At 71.4% G+C, this 21,545-nt stretch carries 18 protein-coding genes; 13 read left to right on the forward strand and 5 right to left on the reverse strand.

The annotated features are described in order from the left end of the window. Positions 1–8: 8 nt before the first annotated feature. The gene (locus HZB25_13045; GenBank protein ID MBI5838158.1) at positions 9–2,489 is read right to left on the reverse strand and encodes an immune inhibitor A; all 2,481 of its coding nucleotides are present in this window, start codon (positions 2,487–2,489) and stop codon (positions 9–11) included. 188 nt (positions 2,490–2,677) lie between these two features. Here HZB25_13045 and HZB25_13050 point away from each other — a divergent pair, with 188 nt between their 5' ends. The 3 genes from HZB25_13050 to HZB25_13060 all read left to right on the forward strand — a co-directional run bounded on the left by HZB25_13050 (position 2,678) and on the right by HZB25_13060 (position 6,250). Further along, positions 2,678–3,766, forward strand: coding sequence for a hypothetical protein (locus HZB25_13050; GenBank protein ID MBI5838159.1), 1,089 nt, complete (start codon positions 2,678–2,680; stop codon positions 3,764–3,766). Positions 3,767–3,872: 106 nt separating this feature from the next. Continuing rightward, positions 3,873–5,180: a DUF1015 domain-containing protein gene (locus HZB25_13055; GenBank protein MBI5838160.1), complete on the forward strand. Its 1,308-nt coding sequence runs from the start codon at positions 3,873–3,875 to the stop codon at positions 5,178–5,180. A 242-nt stretch (positions 5,181–5,422) separates the two neighbouring features. Next, the gene (locus HZB25_13060; protein MBI5838161.1) at positions 5,423–6,250 is read left to right on the forward strand and encodes a c-type cytochrome; all 828 of its coding nucleotides are present in this window, start codon (positions 5,423–5,425) and stop codon (positions 6,248–6,250) included. 18 nt (positions 6,251–6,268) lie between these two features. Here the strand turns inward: HZB25_13060 and HZB25_13065 are convergent, their stop codons facing one another. Both HZB25_13065 and HZB25_13070 read right to left on the reverse strand, forming a co-directional pair. Next, positions 6,269–6,577, reverse strand: a complete 309-nt coding sequence (locus HZB25_13065) for a hypothetical protein (protein MBI5838162.1) — start codon at positions 6,575–6,577, stop codon at positions 6,269–6,271. Between the two features lie 14 nt (positions 6,578–6,591). Then, on the reverse strand, positions 6,592–7,308 hold the full coding sequence (locus HZB25_13070; GenBank protein MBI5838163.1) for a Crp/Fnr family transcriptional regulator: 717 nt from the start codon (positions 7,306–7,308) through the stop codon (positions 6,592–6,594). A gap of 272 nt (positions 7,309–7,580) precedes the next feature. Between HZB25_13070 and HZB25_13075 the strand changes: the two genes are divergently transcribed. The 10 genes from HZB25_13075 to HZB25_13120 all read left to right on the forward strand — a co-directional run bounded on the left by HZB25_13075 (position 7,581) and on the right by HZB25_13120 (position 16,677). Beyond that, entirely contained in the window at positions 7,581–8,615 is a 1,035-nt protein-coding gene (locus HZB25_13075; GenBank protein MBI5838164.1) for a c-type cytochrome, read from the forward strand. 241 nt (positions 8,616–8,856) lie between these two features. Then, a complete protein-coding gene (locus HZB25_13080) occupies positions 8,857–9,417 on the forward strand; it encodes a hemerythrin domain-containing protein (protein ID MBI5838165.1) in 561 nt (186 codons plus the stop codon). Between the two features lie 14 nt (positions 9,418–9,431). Further along, positions 9,432–9,902, forward strand: coding sequence for a cytochrome c (locus tag HZB25_13085; protein MBI5838166.1), 471 nt, complete (start codon positions 9,432–9,434; stop codon positions 9,900–9,902). Between the two features lie 21 nt (positions 9,903–9,923). Further along, positions 9,924–11,846 (forward strand): Sec-dependent nitrous-oxide reductase, encoded by a 1,923-nt coding sequence (gene nosZ / locus HZB25_13090; protein ID MBI5838167.1) that lies wholly within the window; start codon positions 9,924–9,926, stop codon positions 11,844–11,846. Positions 11,847–11,958: 112 nt separating this feature from the next. Continuing rightward, entirely contained in the window at positions 11,959–12,567 is a 609-nt protein-coding gene (locus HZB25_13095) for a hypothetical protein (protein MBI5838168.1), read from the forward strand. Then, positions 12,564–13,982 (forward strand): nitrous oxide reductase family maturation protein NosD, encoded by a 1,419-nt coding sequence (gene nosD / locus HZB25_13100; GenBank protein ID MBI5838169.1) that lies wholly within the window; start codon positions 12,564–12,566, stop codon positions 13,980–13,982. The genes HZB25_13095 and nosD overlap by 4 nt, the downstream gene beginning before the upstream one ends. Beyond that, the gene (locus tag HZB25_13105) at positions 13,973–14,890 is read left to right on the forward strand and encodes an ABC transporter ATP-binding protein (GenBank protein ID MBI5838170.1); all 918 of its coding nucleotides are present in this window, start codon (positions 13,973–13,975) and stop codon (positions 14,888–14,890) included. The genes nosD and HZB25_13105 overlap by 10 nt, the downstream gene beginning before the upstream one ends. Further along, positions 14,883–15,419: a nitrous oxide reductase accessory protein NosL gene (locus HZB25_13110; GenBank protein MBI5838171.1), complete on the forward strand. Its 537-nt coding sequence runs from the start codon at positions 14,883–14,885 to the stop codon at positions 15,417–15,419. The genes HZB25_13105 and HZB25_13110 overlap by 8 nt, the downstream gene beginning before the upstream one ends. Continuing rightward, positions 15,416–15,829 carry a hypothetical protein gene (locus HZB25_13115; protein ID MBI5838172.1) on the forward strand — a complete coding sequence of 138 codons (414 nt, stop codon included), beginning with the start codon at positions 15,416–15,418 and terminating at the stop codon, positions 15,827–15,829. The genes HZB25_13110 and HZB25_13115 overlap by 4 nt, the downstream gene beginning before the upstream one ends. Continuing rightward, positions 15,826–16,677 carry an ABC transporter permease subunit gene (locus tag HZB25_13120; protein MBI5838173.1) on the forward strand — a complete coding sequence of 284 codons (852 nt, stop codon included), beginning with the start codon at positions 15,826–15,828 and terminating at the stop codon, positions 16,675–16,677. Before HZB25_13115 ends, HZB25_13120 begins: the two co-directional genes overlap by 4 nt. A gap of 126 nt (positions 16,678–16,803) precedes the next feature. On the opposite strand, the gene HZB25_13125 is transcribed toward HZB25_13120, so the two are convergent. Both HZB25_13125 and HZB25_13130 read right to left on the reverse strand, forming a co-directional pair. Next, complete coding sequence (locus HZB25_13125) at positions 16,804–18,729, reverse strand: glycogen debranching enzyme family protein (GenBank protein ID MBI5838174.1); 1,926 nt, start codon at positions 18,727–18,729, stop codon at positions 16,804–16,806. Next, positions 18,726–21,479, reverse strand: coding sequence for a glucosidase (locus HZB25_13130; GenBank protein MBI5838175.1), 2,754 nt, complete (start codon positions 21,477–21,479; stop codon positions 18,726–18,728). Before HZB25_13130 ends, HZB25_13125 begins: the two co-directional genes overlap by 4 nt. Positions 21,480–21,545: the final 66 nt, after the last annotated feature.

Genomic DNA, 21,545 nt, shown 5'->3' on the forward strand with positions numbered 1-21,545 from the left:
CCGCGGTCTCACCGGGCCACGGCCACCTTCCGCACGGCGACTTCCTGACCGAAGCGCAGCCTCAGGAAGTAGATCCCCGGGGGAGCCGGGGCGCCGCCGGCGCTCCTGCCGTCCCATTCCAGCCAGTGTGTGCCCGCCGGCATCGGGCCGCCGGGCAGGCGGGCGATCCTCCGGCCATCCACACCCAGCACCTCGGCATGCACCTGGCCGGCGATGGGGAGCACAAACTCCAACCGGGCGCCGCCGCGGGTGGGGTTCGGGCCCGCGCGCCCCGCGCGAAAGGCCGGCGGTGACACCGGTTCGCGGACCGCGGTGGGGGACCCGTCGTGGAAGGCGACCACGCGGATCCCGTCCACGTACCAGCCGTCGCGCTGAGTGCCGCCGTCGGAACGCAGCCGAAAGCGGAGCAGCACCGGCCGGCCGCCCGGCCCCGCATAGGCGGAGAGGTCCACGCGCTCCTCCACGAACTCGTGCCGGTAGGCGTCGTAGACCGGGGCGTCGAGCGGCTGTGCGCCTCCCGAAAAGCCGCCCAGGTTGCCGGCGCCCGCGCGGGTGAATCGCCCGGGGAGTGCGGACCAGGTGGCCCCCGAGTCGGGGGAAATCTCCACCGTGCCGCAGTCGAACCCCGCCTCGATATCCCAGCGGGTCCAGAAGAACAGGTACGCGTTCGGGGCTGCGGAGAGGTCCAGGGGCTGCGCCAGCGTCATGCGGGTGTCGGCGTTCGCGAGGTAGTAGATGCCCGGGCTGTCGGCGAAGCTGCGCAGCCCGTCGTGCGCCTGCGCGGTGGTGGTGTTCCAGCCGTTCGCGGTCCAGCTCGCCATGCCTGCCTCGGCGCTGTCGGCGAAAAGGACCGCCGGGGTGCCCACCACGACCTGAAAGGAGTCGGTGCCGGAGTAGCCCTCGACGTCGGAGAAGACCACCTGGAAGTTCAGCACCCGACCGGGGGGGACGGCCGGCCCGGCGTACACCACGAAACCGGAGTCCACCGGGGCGGCGATCGTGCCGGGGGGGGGCGGAACGTACGTGGCCACGCTGTCCAGCACCGCCGCCAGGCCGTCGAGGTTGCGCAGCGTCGCGGTGAGCGGGCCCGTGCCGGTCTCGGTGAGGCCGCGGTTCTTCACCTGCAGCCGCATCGTGGCGCGCACCCCGGGGTGCACCCGTCCGTCGCCCGCGATCACCGGCGCGCCCTGGAGCCGGAAGAACCTGCCTGCGAGGTAGGCGGTGCCCATCTCCCCGCGCACCTGCTGCCGGGCCAGCGGCAGCACGCGCGAAGGCTGCGGCCAGAAGCCGTCGTTGGCGTCGCCCACCTCGGCGGTGGCGGGCCACGCGCGGCTCTTCTCCGTGACCTCGGAATACAGCCAGTCGTCCGCGTCGCCGTTCACCACGTACAGCGTGCGCGGCGGATTGCCCACGGTGGAGTGGTTGTCGGCGGCGAAGTCCTGGCCCCATTCGTAGAAGGAGGAGGAGTCCGGGGGCACCAGGTTGACGTAGCCGTAGGGGAACAGCACCAGCCCGCCGTAGGCGTGGAAGCTCAGGGCGCTGGTGAACTGCAGCGAGTCGCACCACGCGCGGACGGCCCGCGTCTCGGGCTCCGACCATGCCGCCGGGCCGCGATAGGCCTCGCTGGCTCGCGTGGGGCTGCTGCCCGCGTTGTCGTAGCCCCACTTGGCGCCGAAGTTGCGGTTCAGGTCCACGCCGTCCTGGCCGTTGAGGATGCCGTTGCTGTCGTTGTCACGGGTGTTCTTGCGCCACAGCCCGACCGAGCCGGTGCTGGCGTAGATGCTCTCGTTGACCGCGTAGCCGTCGGGGTTCAGCAGCGGCACGAAGTACAGCTCCCGCCGGTCCACGAGATACGTGAGGTCGGGATCCACGCCATAGCCCTCGTGCAGCCGCCCCAGGAAGTGGAGCAGGGACTCCATGCCCCCGGGCTCGCGCGCGTGGATCAGCGCGTTGTACCACACCCGCGGTTTCGGCCCGGCGCCGGGGCCGGTGACGCGCACCCCCCAGATGGGCCGGTGGCGGTAGGACCAGCCCACGGTGTCCACGCTGGAGAAGATCCCGTGCGTGTCGGTGGCCGCCAGCGAGTCCAGGAAGCCCTTGATCTCGGTGGTGGTGAAGTGGCCGGCCATGGTGCCGGCGCCGAAGGCGGGCACCGTCTCGGGGGACGCGGGCATGCCCCGTGCGGACCCTCCGGCCTGGAGATCCGTCGCCGCGCGCGCGGACAGCGTCCTCCCGGGATCGGCGTCCAGCAACAGTGGGTCGAAGCCCGTGGCCGCCAGCCGCGCGGCCTCCGCGTCGTCGGCCAGGACCAGCGCCCGGTAGCCGGGACGCACGTGGGCGACGTCGAATCCGCCCAGCATCAACCGCTCGTGGGAGCCGGGAGCTTCGAGGGAGACCTGCCAGGAGCGAGTCACCCCGCCGGCGCATCGCCCTGGCGCGGAAGAGAGCAGGCACAGGCAGATCGCGAGGATCAGGCCGGATCGGGACATGCAGAACCTCGGTGATGTGAAAGGCCTGCCGTGCAGGGAGATGGGATTGGGCAAGTCGGACGCGGCAGTATACCATCCCGGGCCCGGCCCGCGACACGGGTTCGGGCTGCGGGTTCGGGTTGCGACTTGGGCCCGGCCCGCGAACACTCCGCGCCGCGGATGCATCGAATCCACTGGAGGAAACCAACTTGCCCACGCCCCGGCTGCAACCCCGGGCACTTCACTTCGGCGCCGTGCTCGCGATCCTGCTGACCGCCGCCCCGGCGAGGGCCGGGTCCCCGCCCGTCTCGAGCCCGCCCCCGGTCGTGCCCGCCGCCGAGCGGGTCCGCGGCGTGTGCTGGGAGGGGGGCCGCCCCGTGGTTGCGGCCGACCTGGCCCCGGTGACGGCCCTGGGCGCCGGCTGGATCTCGCAGACTCCCTTCGGGTGGCAGCGCGCGGTGGACGAGCCGCGAATCCGCGTGAATTCCCGCAGCGTGCTGGGCTTTGGCCCCTACTGGGGGGAGACGGATACCGGTCTCGCGGTGACCGCGCGCCTGGCCCACCGCGCAGGGCTCAAGGTGATGCTCAAGCCGCACGTGTGGCTGCACGGCGGCCGCTGGTGTGGCGAGATTCGCATGCGCGACGCGCGCGGCTGGCAGGCGTGGTTCCGCGAGTACACCGCGTTCATCACCCACTACGCCGCGCTGGCGGAGCGGGAGCGCATGGAGATGCTGTGCGTGGGCGTGGAACTGAAGGGCACGGCCTCGCGCGAGCGCGACTGGCGTGCGGTCATCGCCGCCGTGCGCCGCGTGTATCACGGACGGCTCACCTACGCCGCGAACTGGGATGGCGAGGTGGACAGCGTGGCCTTCTGGGACGCGCTCGACGCCATCGGCGTGCAGGCGTATTACCCCCTCTCGGAGTTCCCCTCGCCGGCGGGGGCGGAACTGGAGCGCGGGTGGGAGCGCTGGCGTGAACCCCTGGAGGGCGCGGCGCGCGCCTGGGGACGGCCGGTGCTGTTCACCGAGGTCGGCTACAAGAGCTGCCGCAGCGCCGCGACGCGCCCGTGGGAATGGGACCCCGACGGCCCCGCGGACATGGGCCTGCAGGAGCGCTGCTACGAGGCGCTGTTCCGGGTGTTCTGGGACCGGCCGTGGTTTGCGGGCGTATGCCTGTGGAAGTGGCACCCGAAACACGACGACGCCGGAGGTCCGGCCGACCGGACGTTCACGCCGCAGCACAAGCCCGCCGAGCGCGTGGCGAAGATGTGGTTTTCCCGGCCGATGATCTCACCCTGAGGACTGCGGGGCGGGCGTCGAGGCCCGCTCCCGGCAGGAGTTCACGGAACACGCGCCGCGGCAGGCTCGAGTGACTGCCCGGCGTCGGAATTCCCGGAGAGAGGAAATGCCCGAAGTCCGACCCTTCCGAGCCCTGCGATTCTCCGGCGAGCGCCGCGACCTGAGCCGGGTCATCGCGCCGCCCTACGATGTCATCGAAAGCCCGGCCGAGGTGGCCGGGCTGCGCGAGCGTCACCCGCACAACGTGGTGCGCCTGATCCTGCCCGAGGATCATCCGGGTCAGCCGGACAGCCGCTACCGCGCCTCGCGCGAGCAGTTGGAGGCGTGGTTGGGGGAGGGCGCGCTGGTGCAGGACCCGCACCCGGCGTTCTACCCGTACCGGCAGGCCTACCGACGCAACGGCTCGGGGGTGGCCGAGCGGGTCGGCTTCCTGGGTCTGCTGCGCCTGGAGCCCTTCGGCCGGCAGGTGATGGCCCACGAGAACACGCTGGCGGGGCCGCGCGAGGACCGCTACCGGCTGCTGCGCGAGGTGCGTGTGAACCTGAGCCCGGTCTTCGCGTTGTTCGAGGACCCCGGCGGCCACGTGCGCACCGCGCTCGAGGCCGCCATGACGCGCCCGTGGGACGCCCGCGCGACGCGCGGCGGGCACGATCACGGGCACGACGAGTTGTGGCGCATGGACGAGCCGGAGGCGTGCGAGACCGTGATGCGGGCGCTGCACGGCCAGCCGCTGGTGTTCGCCGACGGGCACCACCGTTACGAGTCGGCGCTGCGGCACCTGGCGGAGATGCGCGAGCGCGGCGAGGATCCGGGCACGGCGGCCTACTGCGTGGCGTTCTTCGCCCCGGTGCCTCAGCCGGGCCTGAGCATCCTGCCGACCCACCGGGTGGTGCACGGCCTGGAGGCCGGCCGGTTCGCCGCGCTCGAGGACACGCTGCGCCGCTTCTTCCTCGTGCGGGCAGCGGGCCGGTGGGACCAGCCCGCCGACGTGGAGCGCTGGGAGCGCGCGGCACCGGCGCGCCCGGGCCGCCTGCTGGGCTTCGCGCGCCGCGGCGACGACACCCTGTGGGACCTGGAACTGCTGCCCGGCAGCGCCCCGGAGGCCCTGGCGGGCCTGCCCGGCCCGCTGCGCGACCTGGATGTCTCGGTCCTGCACGAGGCGGTGCTGCACCAGGCCCTGGGCATCGGGGAGGACGCCCTGCGGCGGCAGGCGAACCTGCGCTACCTGCACGACGCCGGTCCCGCCCTGGAGCAACTGCGAATCGATGCGCAGGCGGTGTTTCTCCTGCGCCCCACGCCCATCGAATCGGTCTTCTCGGTGGCCCGAGCCGGGCTTCGAATGCCCCAGAAGTCCACGTACTTCTACCCTAAAGTCAGTACTGGCTTCGTCTTACACAGACACGAAAGAAAATAGCGATCCCCGGCGGGGATGGTGAAGATTCTTGTTGACAGACACCCCCGGAATGGTATACTTTTGTATCGTCGAATGCGGGCGATGAGTGGTTCGCAAGTAGACCAGATGATCAGGAAAAGATGCCGGACGATAAGCGGCCAGCGTCCGGTGTCCTGGGTGGGTTGCGAAAGCAGCCCACCCTATTTCTTTGTCCCCGGATCGCAGGTTGTGCCCGCGGCGCTCCTCATGCGAGAATTTTCCGGATGACATCCGAGACTTCCCGCCCGACATTCAGGACCGCCCTCCGCCACGTCCCCCTGCCGCTGGCCTTCGTCCTGACCGCGATGCTCACGGTCACCGCCTGCCGCCTGCTCGATCCCGAGCCGCTTCCGGCTCCCAAACCGCGCCTCGTGGTGCAGGACACACTCTCCGCGGTCTCCAAGGGGGCGCGGCTCTACGCGCAGCAGTGCGCCACGTGCCACGGCGATTCGGCGCAGGGACTCCCGGCCCGGGGGCCGGCAATTCAGGGCGCGAGGAACATCGCGGAAATCGTGCGCCACGGCCGAGGTGACATGCCGGCCTACACTGCCTTCGCCGACTCCGAGATTTCCCAAATCGAGCTGTTCCTGGCCCGGTTCGCCCTGCCCACCGACGGGCCCGGGCTGTACTCATACTACTGCGCGCGCTGCCATGGTTCCGCGGCCGAGGGCGGGACGAGCGGGCCGGGGCTCGCCGCGCTCGCGCCGTCCGCATATCCCTCGGTGGACATTCCGGCCTGGTCGGCGGTGAGCCAGGGGACCTACACCATGGCCCGCCTGCCCGGGGTGACCCAGGAGCAGGCCACGCTCATCCAGGCCTGGCTGGCGGCGCTCCCGGCGCCTGCCACGGGGCGGGACCTGTACTTCCGCTACTGCATGCAGTGTCACGGCTCGACCGGGCGGGGCACGGCGCGCTGCCGCGAGGGTGTGCGGGGCAAGTCGGGGGAGGTGTACGAGGCGGTGCGTTACGGCAAGGAGAGCATGCCCTCCTACCCGATGATCTCCAGCGCCGGCATCAGCCAGCTCCAGGCCTACATCCGCTCGATGCCCTAGCGGGGATTGGAAGCGGGCTCACTCGGCGCGCAGGCGCGAGTAGCGGAAGATGTCCTGCTGCGGGTGCACGCCGATGCCGCCGACGGCGTCGTCGAGGTGCGCGATGGCGAGGTGCGTGGGTGGGTCGGCGGCGCGCCCGGCGAGGATCCACTCGCGGGCGTGCTCCTCCAGGTAGGGGTGCGGGAAGGAGTCGCGCAGATTGCGCGCCACGGCCGGGTTGTTGGCGTGCAGGGTCAGCGAGCGCGCGTCCTCCGTCCGCCAGCCGCGGACGCACCATTCGGGAAGGCCCTCCAGCGGCAGGCGAATCTCAGGGGTCGGTCGGATCACGGGGCGCTCCCGGCTCAGGGTTCTTCCGTGGCTGCGTGGGCCACTTCGCGCAGCTTTTCGAGGTCCGGGATCACGAAGCACCCGTCGCCGGTGATGAGCGTGCCCTCGCGGCCCCAGCGCGACATCACGCGGATGGCGGACTCCACGGTGGTGCCCACCAGGTCGGCCACCTCCTGCCGGGACAGGTGGATCGGCACCTCCGTGCCGGTGGCGCCGGGGCGGCCCATGCGCCGCGCCAGGGTGAGGAACAGCTGCGCCACGCGAACCTCCACGCGCTGACCGCGCATCTCCTCGATCTTGCGCGTCAGACTCACGGTGAGCCGCGTGAGTTCCAGCAGCAGCGTGCGCGCGAAGCCGGGGCTGCGATCGAGCAGTTCGAAGTAGTCGCGCCGGGCCAGTTGAAGCACCGTCACCGGCTCCAGGCATACCGCGTCGGCAGGGTAGGCCATGCAGTTGTACACGGCGATGGCCCCCACCGGCTCGCCCTGCCCGAAGATCTCCAGAATGATGTCGCCCGACTGGCCGTGCTTGACGATCTTCACCCGGCCGCGGACCAGGATGCACAGGTGGTCCGAGGGATCGCCTTCGTGCCACAGATAGTCGCCGCGAGTGAGATCCTGCACCGAGGTGACCCCGGCAACGCGGCGCAGGTCGTCGGGGGGCAGCCCGCGGAACATGGGTACACCCCGCAACAGGGCCAGCAGGCGTTCGGAGCGAATGTCGGGACCCAATGTGCCTCCCGCGGATGGGAGGACGGCCTGCCCGGCCGGAGCGGCCATCCTTTGACGCCGAGAGAGTTAGCACGTCCGGGCGCCCGGCGCCACCGGCTCCCGGGCCGGGTGTCGTGGGGCGTCCGGAATGCGCTAGACTCCCTGGCGAAGCCTCTCCGGGAGCGCGCCCTCAGGGCCCGCGCGTCCGCGCGAAACGGGGAGTGCGCGACTTCCGGCGTTTCCGAAGCGTGTCGCCGGGTGGTTGAGGGGAACAGTCCGAGGGAGGTGCGCAGATGAAGGGCAGGATTCTGCCGGGTGGTTTGATGGCACTGGGAGTGGCGGCGTGGGTGACCGCGGCGTTGGCGATGGAGCCGCTGCCGAAGAGCCCGCCGGTGCCCGCGGGCAACCCCATGAGCGCGGCCAAGGTGGAACTCGGCAAGCAGCTGTTCTTCGACCCGCGCCTCTCGCTCACCGGGACGGTGTCGTGCAACTCCTGCCACAACGTGATGGCCGGGGGCGAGGACAACCGGCCCAACTCGGTCGGCGTGGACGGCAGGAAGGGCGGGCGATCCGCGCCCACGGTGTGGAATGCGGCCTTCATGTCGGTGCAATTCTGGGACGGCCGCGCCAGCACGCTCGAGGACCAGGCCAAGGGGCCGATGGTCAACCCGGTCGAAATGGGAATGGCGGACCACTCGCTGGTGATCAAGCGCATCGCCGCGGCGCCCGGCTACCGCCGGCAATTCCAGCGGGTGTTCGGCGGCAGGAACGCGCTCACCATCGACAACGTGGCCCGCGCCATCGCCGCCTACGAGCGCACCCTGATCACGCCGAACAGCCCGGTGGACCGGTACCTGGGCGGGAATGCGAAGGCGCTCTCCGCCGCCGCCGTGCGCGGCAAGGACCTGGTGGAGAAGATCGGTTGCGTCAGCTGCCACAGCGGCCCGAATTTCGCGGGCCCGGTACTGGAGTCCGGCCAGGGCTTCTACCAGAAGTTCCCCACCAACGAGGTCGCCGCCTCCGTGGCCAAGTACGACCTCAAGGCCGACGCGGGCCGCTTCGGGGTGACGAAGAAGGAGGAGGACCGCAATCTGTGGCGCGTCCAGACGTGGCGGAACGTCGCTCTCACGGCGCCGTACTTCCATAACGGGTCGGTCCCGACGCTGCGGGAAGCGGTGACGGTGATGGCGAAGACACAGCTCGACAAGGACCTCACGCCCGCGGAGAGCGCCGACATCGTCGCATTCCTCGAGGGCCTCACCGGGGAGTTCCCCCGGCAGACGCTGCCGCGCCTGCCGGCGACCTCGGGAACCAGCCTGGTGGACTAGGCAAGCGTCGCACGTGCCGGCGCGGGGCGGGACGGATCGCGGGATCCGCCCCGCCCCGTTCTCCTTCCCTCCGGAAATCCCCGCTCCCGGCGGTATGACCGCCATCATACGCGCTGCCCGCCCCGGCCTTGAGTCGGCTGTAATCCCAAGCAGTTGCGACGTTGCAACGCCCGCGCTGATCCTGCCTCCGCGCTGACCCCCGTCATGGGGGCGGGGGCCGTTTCCCGTCACAATCGCCTCCATGTCGCCTCTCCCCGATGCATCCCGCGCGCCCGGCCACACCGCTCCCGGCTTCTTCGACCGGCTGCGCCACGACCATCGGCGGGTGCTGGAGCAGGTCGCGGAGCTGGAGGAGGAGGCGCTGGGCGGTCGCAGGCGCGCCGCACGCGCCCTTCCCAGCGACGGGGCCCTCCATCGCTTCGCCGAGATGCTCCTGCGGCAGTTCGACACCCACATGGCCGCCGAGGACGAGTTGCTGTTTCCGGCGCTGCTCGCCGTGATGCCGGAGGCCCGCGACAGCGTGGAGCCACTCTCGGCCGACCACGTCGAACTGCGCGGCATGCTCTCGCGACTGCGGTTCCTGCTGGGCGAGGCTCCGTCGGAGCCGCGGGACGGGCAGGTGCGGGTGCTGGTGGCCGACCTGGTGGATCTGTTGCGGATCCACATCCGGAAGGAAGAGCGGGCCGTGTTCCGAGTCGCACAGAGCGTCCTGGATCCCGCGGGGATCGAGGCGCTGGATGCGGGGCTGGCGGTCCTGGAACTGGGCACGGCGCGCCGGGACGACCCGGCGGGCCAAGACTGAAAGTGAGGAGCCGGGTGAAGGTCTGCTGGAGATGGGCGCTGCTGGCGAGCGCGCTGGCGGGTCTGGCGGCCGCCGGGTGCGGCGGTCAGAAGCAGGAGGGCACCGCGAAGGAAGCGCAGGGCGGTGGAACGCCCCCGGTTTCGAAGTACGACCGGGGCCCACGCGCGTTCGCCTCGCCCATGGACGACTCCAGGGCGGCCCAGGGAGAACAGCTGTTCCAGAAGAAGGGCTGTTCGGCGTGCCACGCGTTCGGCCGGAAGCTCAACTGCCCGGATCTGAAGGGCGTGACCGGCCGCCGCACCGCGGAGTGGATGGAGAACCAGATCCTGCACCCCGAGATCATGATCAAGGAGGATCCGATTTCCCGCCAGCTGTTCACGCAGTTTGCGCTGCAGATGCCCAACCAGGGCCTGACGCAGGAAGAGGCCCGCGCGGTGATCGAGTTCTTCAAGAAGAAGGACCGCGAGCCCGCCGCGGCCCGCTGACCCCCACCCGGAGGAGGAGTGATGCTCAAGACCCGCTGGACCTGGTTCGCCGCTGCGGGGGCGCTGACCCTGTGGGCCGCGCTCTCGTGGATGGGCTGTTCGGGCGGCGCCAAGGGAGGCGCAGGCAACTTCGCCTCGGCCGCGCAAAAGGTGTACGTGAAGCCCGGCGAGCACGACGCCTACTACGCTTTCTTCTCGGGCGGACATTCCGGCCAGGTGTTCGTGTACGGGATGCCATCCTGCCGTCACATCACCACCATCCCGGTATTCACCCCCGAGCCGGCCAAGGGGTACGGGGTGGACGAGGAGTCGCGCGAGATGCTCAAGGGCTACACCTGGGGCGACGCGCACCACCCGGGGCTGTCCGAGACCGACGGCGACTACGACGGACGCTGGCTGTTCATCAACGACATGCCCAACGCACGGATCGCGCGCATAGACCTGAGGGACTTCGTCACCCACGAGATCTTCGGGCCCATTCCGAACGTTTCGGCCGCGCACGCGTGTCCGTTCCCCACGCCCAACACCGAGTATGTGTTCGCGGCGTCGCGCTTCTCGGCCCCCGTGCCGGTGGGCAGCTACAGCCGCGTCGAGGATTACGGGAAGAACTTCAAGGGCATCATCGCGGGCGTGAAGGTGGATCCGAAGAGCGGCCACATGAGCCTGGGCTTCGAGATCCTCATGCCGCCCTTCGACTGGGACCTGGCCGACGCGGGCAAGGGCCCCAGCCACGGGTGGGAGTTCTTCACCTGCTACAACAGCGAGGGGGCCTTCGACTCGCTGGAGACCAAGGCCTCGCAGAACGAGATGGACTACGTCGCCGCCGTGGACTGGCGTGCCGCGCAGAAGGCGGTGGACGAGGGCAAGGCCCGGCAGATCGGCGGCGCCCCGGTGCTGGACCCCGCCACGGTGAAGGGGATCGTCTACCTGGTGCCGGTGCCCAAGAGCCCGCACGGCGTGGACGTGGATCCCAGCGGCGAGTACATCTGCTGCGCCGGCAAGCTGCAGGCCGAGGTCAGCGTGTTCAGCTTCAAGAAGATCGCCGCGGCCATCGCGGCGGGGCAGTTTGACGGCGAGAAGGACGGCATTCCGGTCCTCAAGTACGCCGACTGCCTGGAAGCCAGGGTGCCCGTGGGCCTGGGGCCGCTGCACACCCAGTTCGACGGCAAGGGCTTCGCGTACACCTCGCTGTTCCTCGACTCCAAGATCGCCAAGTGGAAGGTGGGGCCGCCGTGGAAGGTGGTGGATGACATTGATGTCTACTACTCCATCGGCCACCTCATGGCATCCGAGGGCGACACGCGCCACCCCACGGGCGAGTACGTGGTGGCCCTCGACAAGCTGTCCAAGGACCGCTATCTGCAGGTGGGCCCGGCGCACCCGGAGGCCGCGCAGCTGATTGACCTCCGCGGGCCGAAGATGGAGCTGCTGTACGACTTCCCGACCTACCTCGAGCCCCACTATGCGCAGATGATCCGCGCCGAGAAGGTCAAGCCGATCAAGTACTACCCCATGGACGAGAATCACAACCCCCGCGCCATCAAGCGCCCGGAGGAGGCGCGAGTGGAGCGCAAGGGCCGCCGCGTGGACGTGTACATGGTGGCGGTGCGCTCGCACTTCACGCCGGACGTGCTGCGCGTGGTGCAGGGAGACACGGTGTACTTCCACGTCACCAACGTGGAGCAGGAGGAGGACATCGCGCACGGCTTCGGAATCCTGTTCTCGAGCAAGGACATGCAGGTCGATCCCGGCGAGACCAAGACCATGCGCTGGGTGGCCGGGAAGTCCGGCGTGACGCCCTTCTACTGCTCGAACTTCTGCAGTGCGCTGCACCAGGAGATGCAGGGCTACATCGAGGTCGCCCCGCCGGGCTCAAAGGTGAGCTCGTTGCAGCGTCCCAGCGCCCAACGCGTCAGCGAAGTGGCTGCGCTGATGCGACACTGAGGCCTTCGGGCCCGCCGGACCCGGTGCCGGCGGGCCCTTCGCCCGAAGTCGGGGGCCGGCGCGGCGGCCGGCACAGCGCCGGGAACACGGGTCGCGTGACCAGGAGAACACCTTGAGTTACCTCACGGGGACATTCGCGGGAAACCAGCGGCGATGGATCTGGCTGGCGGCGCTGGTGCTGCTGCCGGTCTTCTTCCTGCCGGTGCTTCCCATCTGGATCATGAAGCTGTGGGCGCCGCAGTACCGCGAGGGACTGCAGCTGACCATCTTCGCCAACGACATTCGCGGCGACCTGCAGAGCATCAACACGCTCAACCACTACGTGGGGATGAAGGCCATCTCGGCGGCCGATTTCGCCGAGTTCCGCTACCTGCCGCAGGCGCTCACGCTCTTCGGGCTGATGGCACTGGTCGCGGCGCTGGTGAACCGGCGATGGGTGGCGCTCCTGGGCTGGCTGGCGTTCACCGGCTTCTCCGCCTACATGTTCTTCGACTTCGCGCGCTGGCTGTACCACTACGGTCACGACCTCAATCCACACGCCCCGATCAAGCTGCCCATCTTCACGCCGCCACTGATCGGGATCAGGCACATGGCCAATTTCCGGGTGCTGAGCGTTCCGGGCCCCGGCACGCTGCTGCTCGGCCTGGCGTGGCTCCTGGGGCCGGTGGTGGTGCTGCTGGAGCGGCGCGCCGCGCGCCGGGCCGGGGGTCCGCGCGGGTGAGGAAGACGGTGCGGCTGCCCACCCCGTCCGCCCGCGTGCTCGGCGCCGTGGCGCTCACCACGCTGATGTGCGCCCTGGCGGGCGGCGGGGCGCGGGCAGCCGTGCGGCGCGCGGAGGCGGCCCCCGGCGCGGCCCGGGCGGCGATCTCCGCGTCCGCGCCCGGGGACACCGTGGTGCTGGCGCGCGGCGCGCATGCCGGCCCGCTCGACGTGCGCATTCCCCTGACGCTGCGGGGCGAGCCGGGGGCGGTGGTGGACGGCGGCGGCCGGGGCACGGTGATCGTGGTGGCCGCCACGGACGTGCGGCTGGAGGATTTCGAAATCCGGGGCAGCGGCCGCAGGGTCATCACCATTGATGCCGGCGTGCACCTGCTCCGTTGCTCCGGGACCCGCCTGCGCCGCATGGTGGTGCGCGACGTGCTCTACGGGATCTACGGCGAGCGGGTGAAGGACGCGCTCATCACCGGGTGCCGCGTGACCGGGCGCGTCGCGCCGCTGGACGAGTCGGGGGAGGGCAACGGCATCCACCTGTGGTACAGCTCCGGCATCCGCATCGAGGGCTGCGCGGTGGAGCGGTTCCTCGACGCGATCTACCTCTCGTTCACCAGCGACGTCGTGGTGGAGGACAACCGGCTGCAGTTCTGCGGTCGCTACGGCCTGCACACCATGTACTGTCAGGAGAACCGCCTCCACGGCAACCTGTTCGCCCGCAACGTCGCGGGCTGCGCGATCATGTTCTCCAACCACCTCCAGGTCTCGGACAACGACTTCCTCCACAATCGGGGCCCGCGCACCTACGGCCTGCTGCTGCGCGACTGCTCCAACGGGACCTTCGAGCGGAACCGCCTGGTGGACAACACCATCGCGGTCTTCATGGACAACTCCAACCGCAACCGCTTCCGCGGCAACCTGCTCGCCGACAACGGCTGGGGGCTGCTGCTGTACTCTTCGTGCGCGGAGAACAAGTTCTGGCAGAACAACTTCATCCACGACGACTACCCGGTGGCCCTGGACATGCGCACCACCGACAACGCCTTCGACGACGGCCGCGCCGGGAACTACTGGAGCGACAACGCGCCCTACGACCTCGATGCCGACGGCGTGAGCGACGTGCCGTACGCGCCGGTCACCGCGTTCGCGTTCCTTTCGAAGCAGTTCCCGGACCTCGCGGTGCTCTCCAAGAGCCCCGCGGTGGCGGCGCTGGGAGTGGCCGAGCGGGTGTTCCCGGCGTTGCGCCCCAGCGAGGCCCTGGACCGCTTCCCGTCGGTGCGCGCGGTGGTCGCCACGGGGCAGGCCGCGGACCACCGGCGCGCGGCCCCGGAGCGCCCGCGGCCGGCGTGGGCCGCGGCGGCGCTGTTCGCCGGCATTCTGGGGGCGGGGCTGGCGGGTGCCTGGAGGGCCGCGCCGTGGCGATGATCCGCGTGGAGCGGCTGAGCAAGAGCTACGGGCCGGTGCGCGCGGTGCGCGAGCTGTCCTTCGAGGTCGCGCCGGGGGAGACGTTCGCGCTCATCGGCCCCAACGGCGCGGGCAAGACCACCACGCTCAAGATTTTGCTGGGGCTGGTGCGCCCGGATGCGGGAACGGTGGAAGTGGGCTCGCCCGGGCTGGCGCCCATGGATCCCCGGGCGCGGGCGAACGTGGGCTACGTGCCGCAGAAATCCGAGTTCCCCCCGGGACGCACCGTGGCCGAGGTGCTGCGCTTCTTCGCGGACCTGCGCGGGCTCGGCCCCGGGGATGTGGGCCGCGCGCTCGACCGCGTGGGCCTGGGCTCGCACGCCTCGCGCCGCGCCGTGGAGCTCTCCGGCGGCTACGTGCAGCGACTGGCGCTGGCACAGGCCCTGCTGGGCGATCCCGCGCTGCTGGTGCTGGACGAGCCCACCGCGAGCCTGGATCCCGAGGCCACCTGGGAATTCCGCACGCTGGTGGAGAACCTGCAGCGAGATGGCAAGACCGTGCTGCTGTGCTCGCACTTCCTGGCCGAGGTGGAGCGGGTGGCCGATCGGGTCCTGATCCTCGTGGATGGCCGCGCCGCCGGCCTGGAGCGCCTGGAAGACCTCCGGAGGCGCCAGGCGGGCGCGACGCGCCTGCAGGTGGACGTGGACGGGGCGCCCGACGCCGCGCGCGCCGTCCTCGCCGCCGCGGGCACGCGCGTGGAGGTCCTCGATCGCGGGCGGCTGGTGCTCGACCCGCCCGGCGGGCGGCACCTCGAGGCCCTGGAGACCCTGCGCGCCTCGGGCGTGGCGGTGCGCTCCTTCGAGTTGCTGCGGCCCACGCTGGAGGAGCTCTTCCTCGCCGTGGTGCGCGGGGGACGCCGCGATGACTGACCGGGTCCGGGATTCCCGGCGTGGCGCGCGGCCGGGCCGCACGGGGATTCCGCGCATCCGGGTGGCGCGCTGTGCGGCGCTGCTCCTGGCCTGCGGCATCGCATTCCCGCTGGCCGGCTGCGGGTCCCGGCCTGCCGGCCCGCGCCCCATCGCGCGCGGCACCCCGTGCGCGGCGTGCGGCATGGAGATCCAGGACCTGCGGCTGGCGTGCGAGCGCATCCAGGACGGCGAGGTTCGCTGCTACGACGCCATCGAGTGCCTGGTGCGGGAGGAGCGCCAGCTGGCCGCCGCGCCGGGATCCGGCAGGGCGCCGGGCGCGATCCGCCACTACCTGCCCGACTACGACCAGTCCGCGCTTCACGCCGCCGACTCGATGTGGGTGGTCCAGGGTCACTTTCCGACCCCGATGGGCGGCGGCTTGGCCGCGTTCCTGGACCGGCGCGCCGCGGAGGATCTGGCCGCGCAGACCGGTGGCCGCGTGCAGGCCTGGCCGCAGTTCCTCGCGGCGGCCCCGGGAGGCGCGCCGTGAGGCGGTCGTACGCGCTGCTGGCGGGCCTGGTGCTGGCCGCGGCCCTGGGGACGGCATGGTGGGTGCGCGTGCCGCATCCCGCGGCCCGGGCGGTGGAGGCGCGCACGGCTCCCCCCGTGGCCCGGCTGGATCTCGAGATCCGCGACGGCTCGGTCACGCCATCCATGTCCGCGGTGCCCAAGGGCAGCCGCGTGCTGCTGCGCGTGGTCAACCGCGGTCGCAGCTCGGTGCGCCTCGCGCTGGCCGGATACGAAAGCCTGATCGGTCCGCTGGACCTGGCGCCCGGGGGCGCATGGAGCGGGGAATTCCCGGCGGACCTTCCCGGGGAGGACTTCGCGTGGCAGGTGGACGGCCGGCCCGCCGGGCGGTTGCGGGTCACGGGCTCGCACCTGGTGGAGGGTCACCGATGAGCGGGAGCCTCCAGGGCCGGGAGGGCCTGCGTCGCGTGAGGGTGGTGGCCCGCGAGGAGTTCCGGCGCGCGCTCGAGACCCGCTGGCTGTTCGCCTTCGCCGCGCTGTTCGCGCTGTTCGTGCTGGGCCTGAGCTTCTTCGGCCTGGCGCAGGGCCGCGAGGTGGGCTTCCAGGGCTTCGCCCGGGTCACGCTGAGCCTGCTCAACCTGGTGCTCCTGGTGGTGCCGCTGACCGGGCTGATGCTGGGCACGATGAGCGTGGCGGGCAGCGGCGAGTCGCTGGCGCTGCTGCTGGCCCAGCCGGTGTCACGCGGGGAAGTGCTGGCAGGCAAGTTCCTGGGGCTCTCCGCGGCGCTGAGCGCGGCGCAGGCGCTGGGCTTCGGCGGCGGCGGGCTGGTGGTGGCCCTGAATGCCGGGTGGGACCAGGCCGCCGGATTCCTGGTGCTGTGCGGCCTCTCGCAATTGCTGGGCTGGCTCACCGTGGCGGCGGCGCTGTGCATCGGGGCGCTGTGGCCGGACCGCTTCAAGGCGATGTCGGCGGCGCTGCTGCTGTGGCTGCTGATGGCGGTGGCCTACGATCTGGCGGTGCTCGGGGCCACCGCCATGCTGCGGGGCCTGCCGCTGCAGTCGGTGTTGTTTCCGGCGCTGCTGCTGAACCCCGTGGACCTCGCCCGCGTGCTGACCACGCTGGCGGTGGGATCCGGCGCGCTGTTCGGCCCCACCTCGGCGGTGCTGGTGAAGATGTTCGGAGGCGCGGGTGGCGTCGCCCTGGGCCTCACGGTGCTGGTGCTGGAGACCGCGCTGCCGCTGTGGGTGGCCGCGTGGGTGTTCCGCCGCCGGGACTGGTAGGGCGCCGCCCGGCCTGGCCGGGGCACGTGCGCCATGCCGGCACCGGCGATCTGGGCGGCGCCGGACGCACGGCGCGGTCGCGCGGTCGGGACGCGCGGCTCGGACGCACGGCGCGGTCGCGCTCCATCAGCCCAGCAGTTTCTCCAGCCGCAGCAGCTCCCCCACCGACCACGCCTGGAACGGACAGCCCCGCGCCGTGTGCGGGGCCTCCGCGTCGGCCACCTCGGTGACGTGCCCCAGGCCCGGGCCGACTTCCATCTTCGCGAGCAGTTCCTTCAGGAACCTCCGGCGCGCCTCCCGCTTCGCAGCCACGGTCCCGCCCCGCACCCGCACCCACGCTTCCACGAACGGTCCGGTGAGCCACGGCCACGCGGTGCCCTGGTGGTACGCGCCGTCGCGCGTCACGCGGTCGCCCACGTAGAAGGGCGCGTACCCCGGGGAGCCCGGCGCCAGCGTGCGCGGACCCATGGGCGTCCAGAGGCGCGCTTCCACGGCATCCACGACGCGGCGGGCCCGTTCGCCCTCCAGCAGCGCAAACGGGAGCCCGCCCACGGCGAACAGCTGGTTGGGGCGGAACGCCGCGTCCGCGGTGCCGGGGACGTGGTCCACATCCACGACGTCGTGGAGGTGTGCGCCCGCCTCGTTCCAGAACCGCGCCCGGAAGCTCTCCAGGCCGCGCGCGCACGTGTCGCGCCAGCGGTCGGTGAACCGCTCCGCCGCGCGCAGCGCGTTGATCCACAGCGCCTGGATCTCCACCGGCTTGCCGATGCGCGGTGTGACCACCCAGTCACCGGCCTTGGCGTCCATCCACGTGAGCTGCACCCCGGGCACGCCGGCGGCCACCAGGCCGTCGGAGTCCAGGCGGATGTCGAAGCGCGTGCCGCCCGCATAGCCCGCGAGGATCGCTTCCACCGCCCTGCGCAGCCGCGTGACTTCCGCCTGCGGCACGCGCTTCCGCGCGGCCTTCATGGCGTCGAGATAGTCGCCCACTGCGATCACGTACCAGAGCGAGGCGTCCACGGAGTTGAACTCCGGGGTGTCGCCCTCGTCGGTGAAGCGGTTGGGGAGCATGCCCTCGGAGACGGCGCCGGCCCACTCCAGCAGGATGGCCCGCGCGTCCGCGAGACGACCGCCCGCGAGGCACAGGCCGCGCAGCGAGATAAAGGTGTCCCGGCCCCAGTCGGTGAACCAGGGGTAGCCCGCCACCACGGTCAGGCCGCGCCCCCGCCGCACCAGGTAATCATCCGCGGCGCGGTGCAGCGGGGACGGGAAGGCTGCGCGGCGGCGCATTTCGGTGGCGCGCATCTCGTCGAGCAGCGCGGGCGCGCTGCCGCCCCGCGGCGGTCCCGCGATGCCCGGCCCCTCGGCCGACAGCGCCCAGGCGGCCTCGCCCGCGGAGAGGTCCCAGGCAAGCACGCCGGGGCTGGCGAGGTCCTCGGTGAAGTCGAGGCCCCGATCCCGCTCCTGGTCGTACTGAAAGCCGCGGTACCAGGCGGGCTCGTGGGAGTACGCGGCGTCGGCGACGGACACCACCGCGGGCACTCCGTCGTAGGGTGCCCACGTGACGCGGCGTCGCGCGGTCTTCGCGTCGAAGCGGAACGCCGCGTTCTCGTTGTGGGTGGCGTGCGCGTCCCGCCCCGAGAGCAGCGGACGGACGCGCAGCTTCACGCCGCGCCTGCGTCCGCGCACGCGCCAGGTCACGCCCGCGGCGGCCCAGCCGCGGCGCACCAGGATCTCCTGCGCGATCCTGGTGCCGTCGGGAAGGCGAAAAGTCCAGCTCGGCCAGGGGCGGTGGGCGAACTTCTCGATGCGCGCGGCGAAGTCCGGCGGGTCGTCCGCATCCGGGGCGTAGCGCTGCGCGCCCAGCTGGAACGTGCCCGCCGGGGTCTCCACGGTGGCGATGAACCCGTTCACCAGCACCATGCGCCCGGTGGGCGGCGTGGTCGCCGCCAGCAGCAGCGCGTGGTAGCGGCGGGTCCGGATCCCCGAGACGGTCCCGGACGCGAACCCGCCCAGGCCGTCGGCCTCGAGCCACTCGGCGAAGAGGTTCATGTGCGTCCTTTCCGGCCTCCCGGGCCCGTGGGCTGCCCGGTGTCCTTGGCCGCGCCGCCGCGCCGCCGCGCCTGCCCTTCGAGCAGACTCAGCACCAGCGCGGTCCAGCCGGTCTGGTGGCTGGCCCCGGCGCCGCGCCCGTCGTCGCCGTGGAAATACTCGTAGAACCACACCAGGTCGCGCCAGTGAGGGTCGGACGCGAAGCGCGGGTCCGCGCCATGGCACGGGCGACGGCCCCCGGCGGCGGGCAGGAACAGCGAGGTCAGCCGCGAGGAGATCTCATGCGCCACACCGGCCAGCGTCATGCGCCGCCCCGAGCCGGTGGGGCACTCCACGGTAAGCGTGTCGCCATAGAAGTAGTGATAGCGCTCCAGGGCCTCCACCAGGAGGTAGTTCACAGGAAACCACACCGGCCCGCGCCAGTTCGAGTTGCCACCGAAGAGCCCCGTGGTGGACTCGCCCGGGTCATAGGCCACCCGGTGCGCCCCGTCCGGGGTGTTGAATTCGTACGGATGATCGCGGTGGACGCGCGAGAGCGAGCGGATCCCGTGCGGGGAGAGAAACTCCCTCTCGTCGAGCATATAGCGCAATACGCGCTCCAGCCGCTCGCGGGACGGGACGGCCAGCAGGCGGCGCACCCGGCCGTTGCCGCCGGCCGAGTCCATGTACGCGACATGCCCCGCGAGGTCCCCCCGGTTCTCCAGGAACCAGCGCAGCCGCCTGCTGAAGCCGGGCAGCCGGTCCAGCACCTCCTGCTCCAGCACCTCGCAGGCGAACAGCGGGATCAGGCCCACCATGGAGCGAACGCGCAGCGGGATATGCCGCCCGTCCACGTGGAGCTGATCGTAGTAGAACCCATCCTGGTCATCCCACAGGCCGGTGCCGCCGAGGCAGTTCATCGCGTCCGAAATGGCCACGAAGTGCTCGAAGAACTTCGAGGCCACGTCTTCGTACGCGGCATCCCCGTCGGCCAGTTCCAGGGCCATCGCCAGCATGGTGGTGCAGTAGAAGGCCATCCACGCGGTGGCGTCGGCCTGCTCCAGGTGGCCCCCGGTGGGCAGCGGCCGGGATCGATCGAACACCCCGATGTTGTCCAGGCCCAGGAATCCCCCCGTGAAGAGGTTCCGGCCGTGGAGGTCCTTGCGGTTCACCCACCAGGTGAAGTTCAGCAGCAGCTTCTGGAACGTCCGCTCCAGGAACAGCCGGTCGCGCCCGCCGCGCGGGCCGGTCAGCTTGTACACCCGCCAGCAGGCCCAGGCGTGCACCGGGGGATTCACGTCCGAGAGTGCCCACTCGTAGGCGGGCAGCTGTCCATTGGGGTGCATGTACCACTCGCGCAGGAACAGCACCAGCTGTTCGCGCGCGAACACGGGGTCCAGTCGGGCGAAGGGGATCATGTGGAAGGCCAGGTCCCACGCCGCATACCACGGATACTCCCAGGTGTCGGGCATGGAGACGACGTCGCGGTTGTGCAGGTGGAACCACTCGTGGTTGCGCCCCTGCGAGCGCCCGGGCGGCGCCGCCGGCTGCGCCGGGTCTCCCTCCAGCCACTCGCGCACCACGTAGCCGTAGAACTGCTTCGACCACAGCAGCCCGGCTGCCGCCTGTCGCGCCACCGTCCGCTCGGCGTCGGTGAGCGCCGCCTCCAGCGTGGCGGCGTAGTACTCGTCGGCTTCGCGGATCCGCTCGAGGAACACGGCCTCGAACGCCGCGCCGAGCGCGGCCTCCGCATCCGGGGCCTCCGCGGCCGCGCCCGCGGCCGCCCCGCCCTCCCCGACGCACAGCCGCAGGCGCAATTCCACCGCACCGCCGGCCGGGATCTCGAGAGCATAATGCGCCGCCGCCTTGGTCCCCACCCCGGCCGGGTTTACCGCCTCCACGCGCCCGTTCACCAGGAACTCGTGAAACGCGTCCTTCACGAACGGCGAGGCCGAAGGCGCGCCGAACAGCCGGCCCATGTTCGTTTCGTTCTCGGTGAACAGCCACCGCGGCGCGGAGCCGTCGGGTCCCCGTCCGGCCAGCAGGTGGAAGCGGCCCAGGGTGGCGTGGTCCGCGATCACGCCGCGCTCGGGCGTGAGCCGAAGCGAGGGCTTCGGCGCATACTCCTCGCCGCCCCGTCCCCAGGCCCAGGTGTTGCGAAACCACAGGCCCGGAAGCAGGTGCAGCGCCGCCGCGTCGGGGCCGCGATTGGCGGCCGTGATGCGCACCAGGAGGTCGTCGGGGGCGGCCTTGGCGTACTCGACGAAGACGTCGAAGTAACGCCCGCCGTCGAACACGCCCGCGTCGGCCAGCTCGAACTCCGGATCCGCCGCGGTGCGCCGGAGGCTCTCCTGGACCAGCCTGGTGTACGGAAACGCCGCCTGCGGGTACTTGTACAGCGCCTTCATGTACGAATGGGTGGGGGTGGAGTCGAGGAAGAAGTAGCACTCCTTCAGGTCCTCGCCGTGGTTGCCCTCGGTGCCGCTGAGGCCGAAGGGGCGCTCCTTCAGGATGATATCGCGCCCGTTCCACAGGGCCAGGCCGAAGCAGAGGCGGCACTCGCGGTCGGTGACGCCGAGCAGGCCGTCCTCGCCCCAGCGATAGGCGCGACTGCGCGCGTGGTCGTGCGGGAAGTAGTCCCAGCTGGTCCCGGCCGCGGAGTAGTCCTCGCGCACCGTGCCCCACTGGCGGGCCGCGAGATAGGGCCCCCAGCGCTTCCAGTTTCTTTCGCGCCGGGCGTCCTCGGCAAGCCGGCGGACTTCTTCCTGCATCGTCTCCGTCCTCAGTTTGCGTCCTGCGGTCGCGGCCGGGGGGAGTATAGCCGAAGGGTCTGCGGG

Source organism: Candidatus Eisenbacteria bacterium (genome assembly GCA_016235265.1).
Classification (GTDB): Bacteria; Eisenbacteria; RBG-16-71-46; order RBG-16-71-46; family JACRLI01; genus JACRLI01.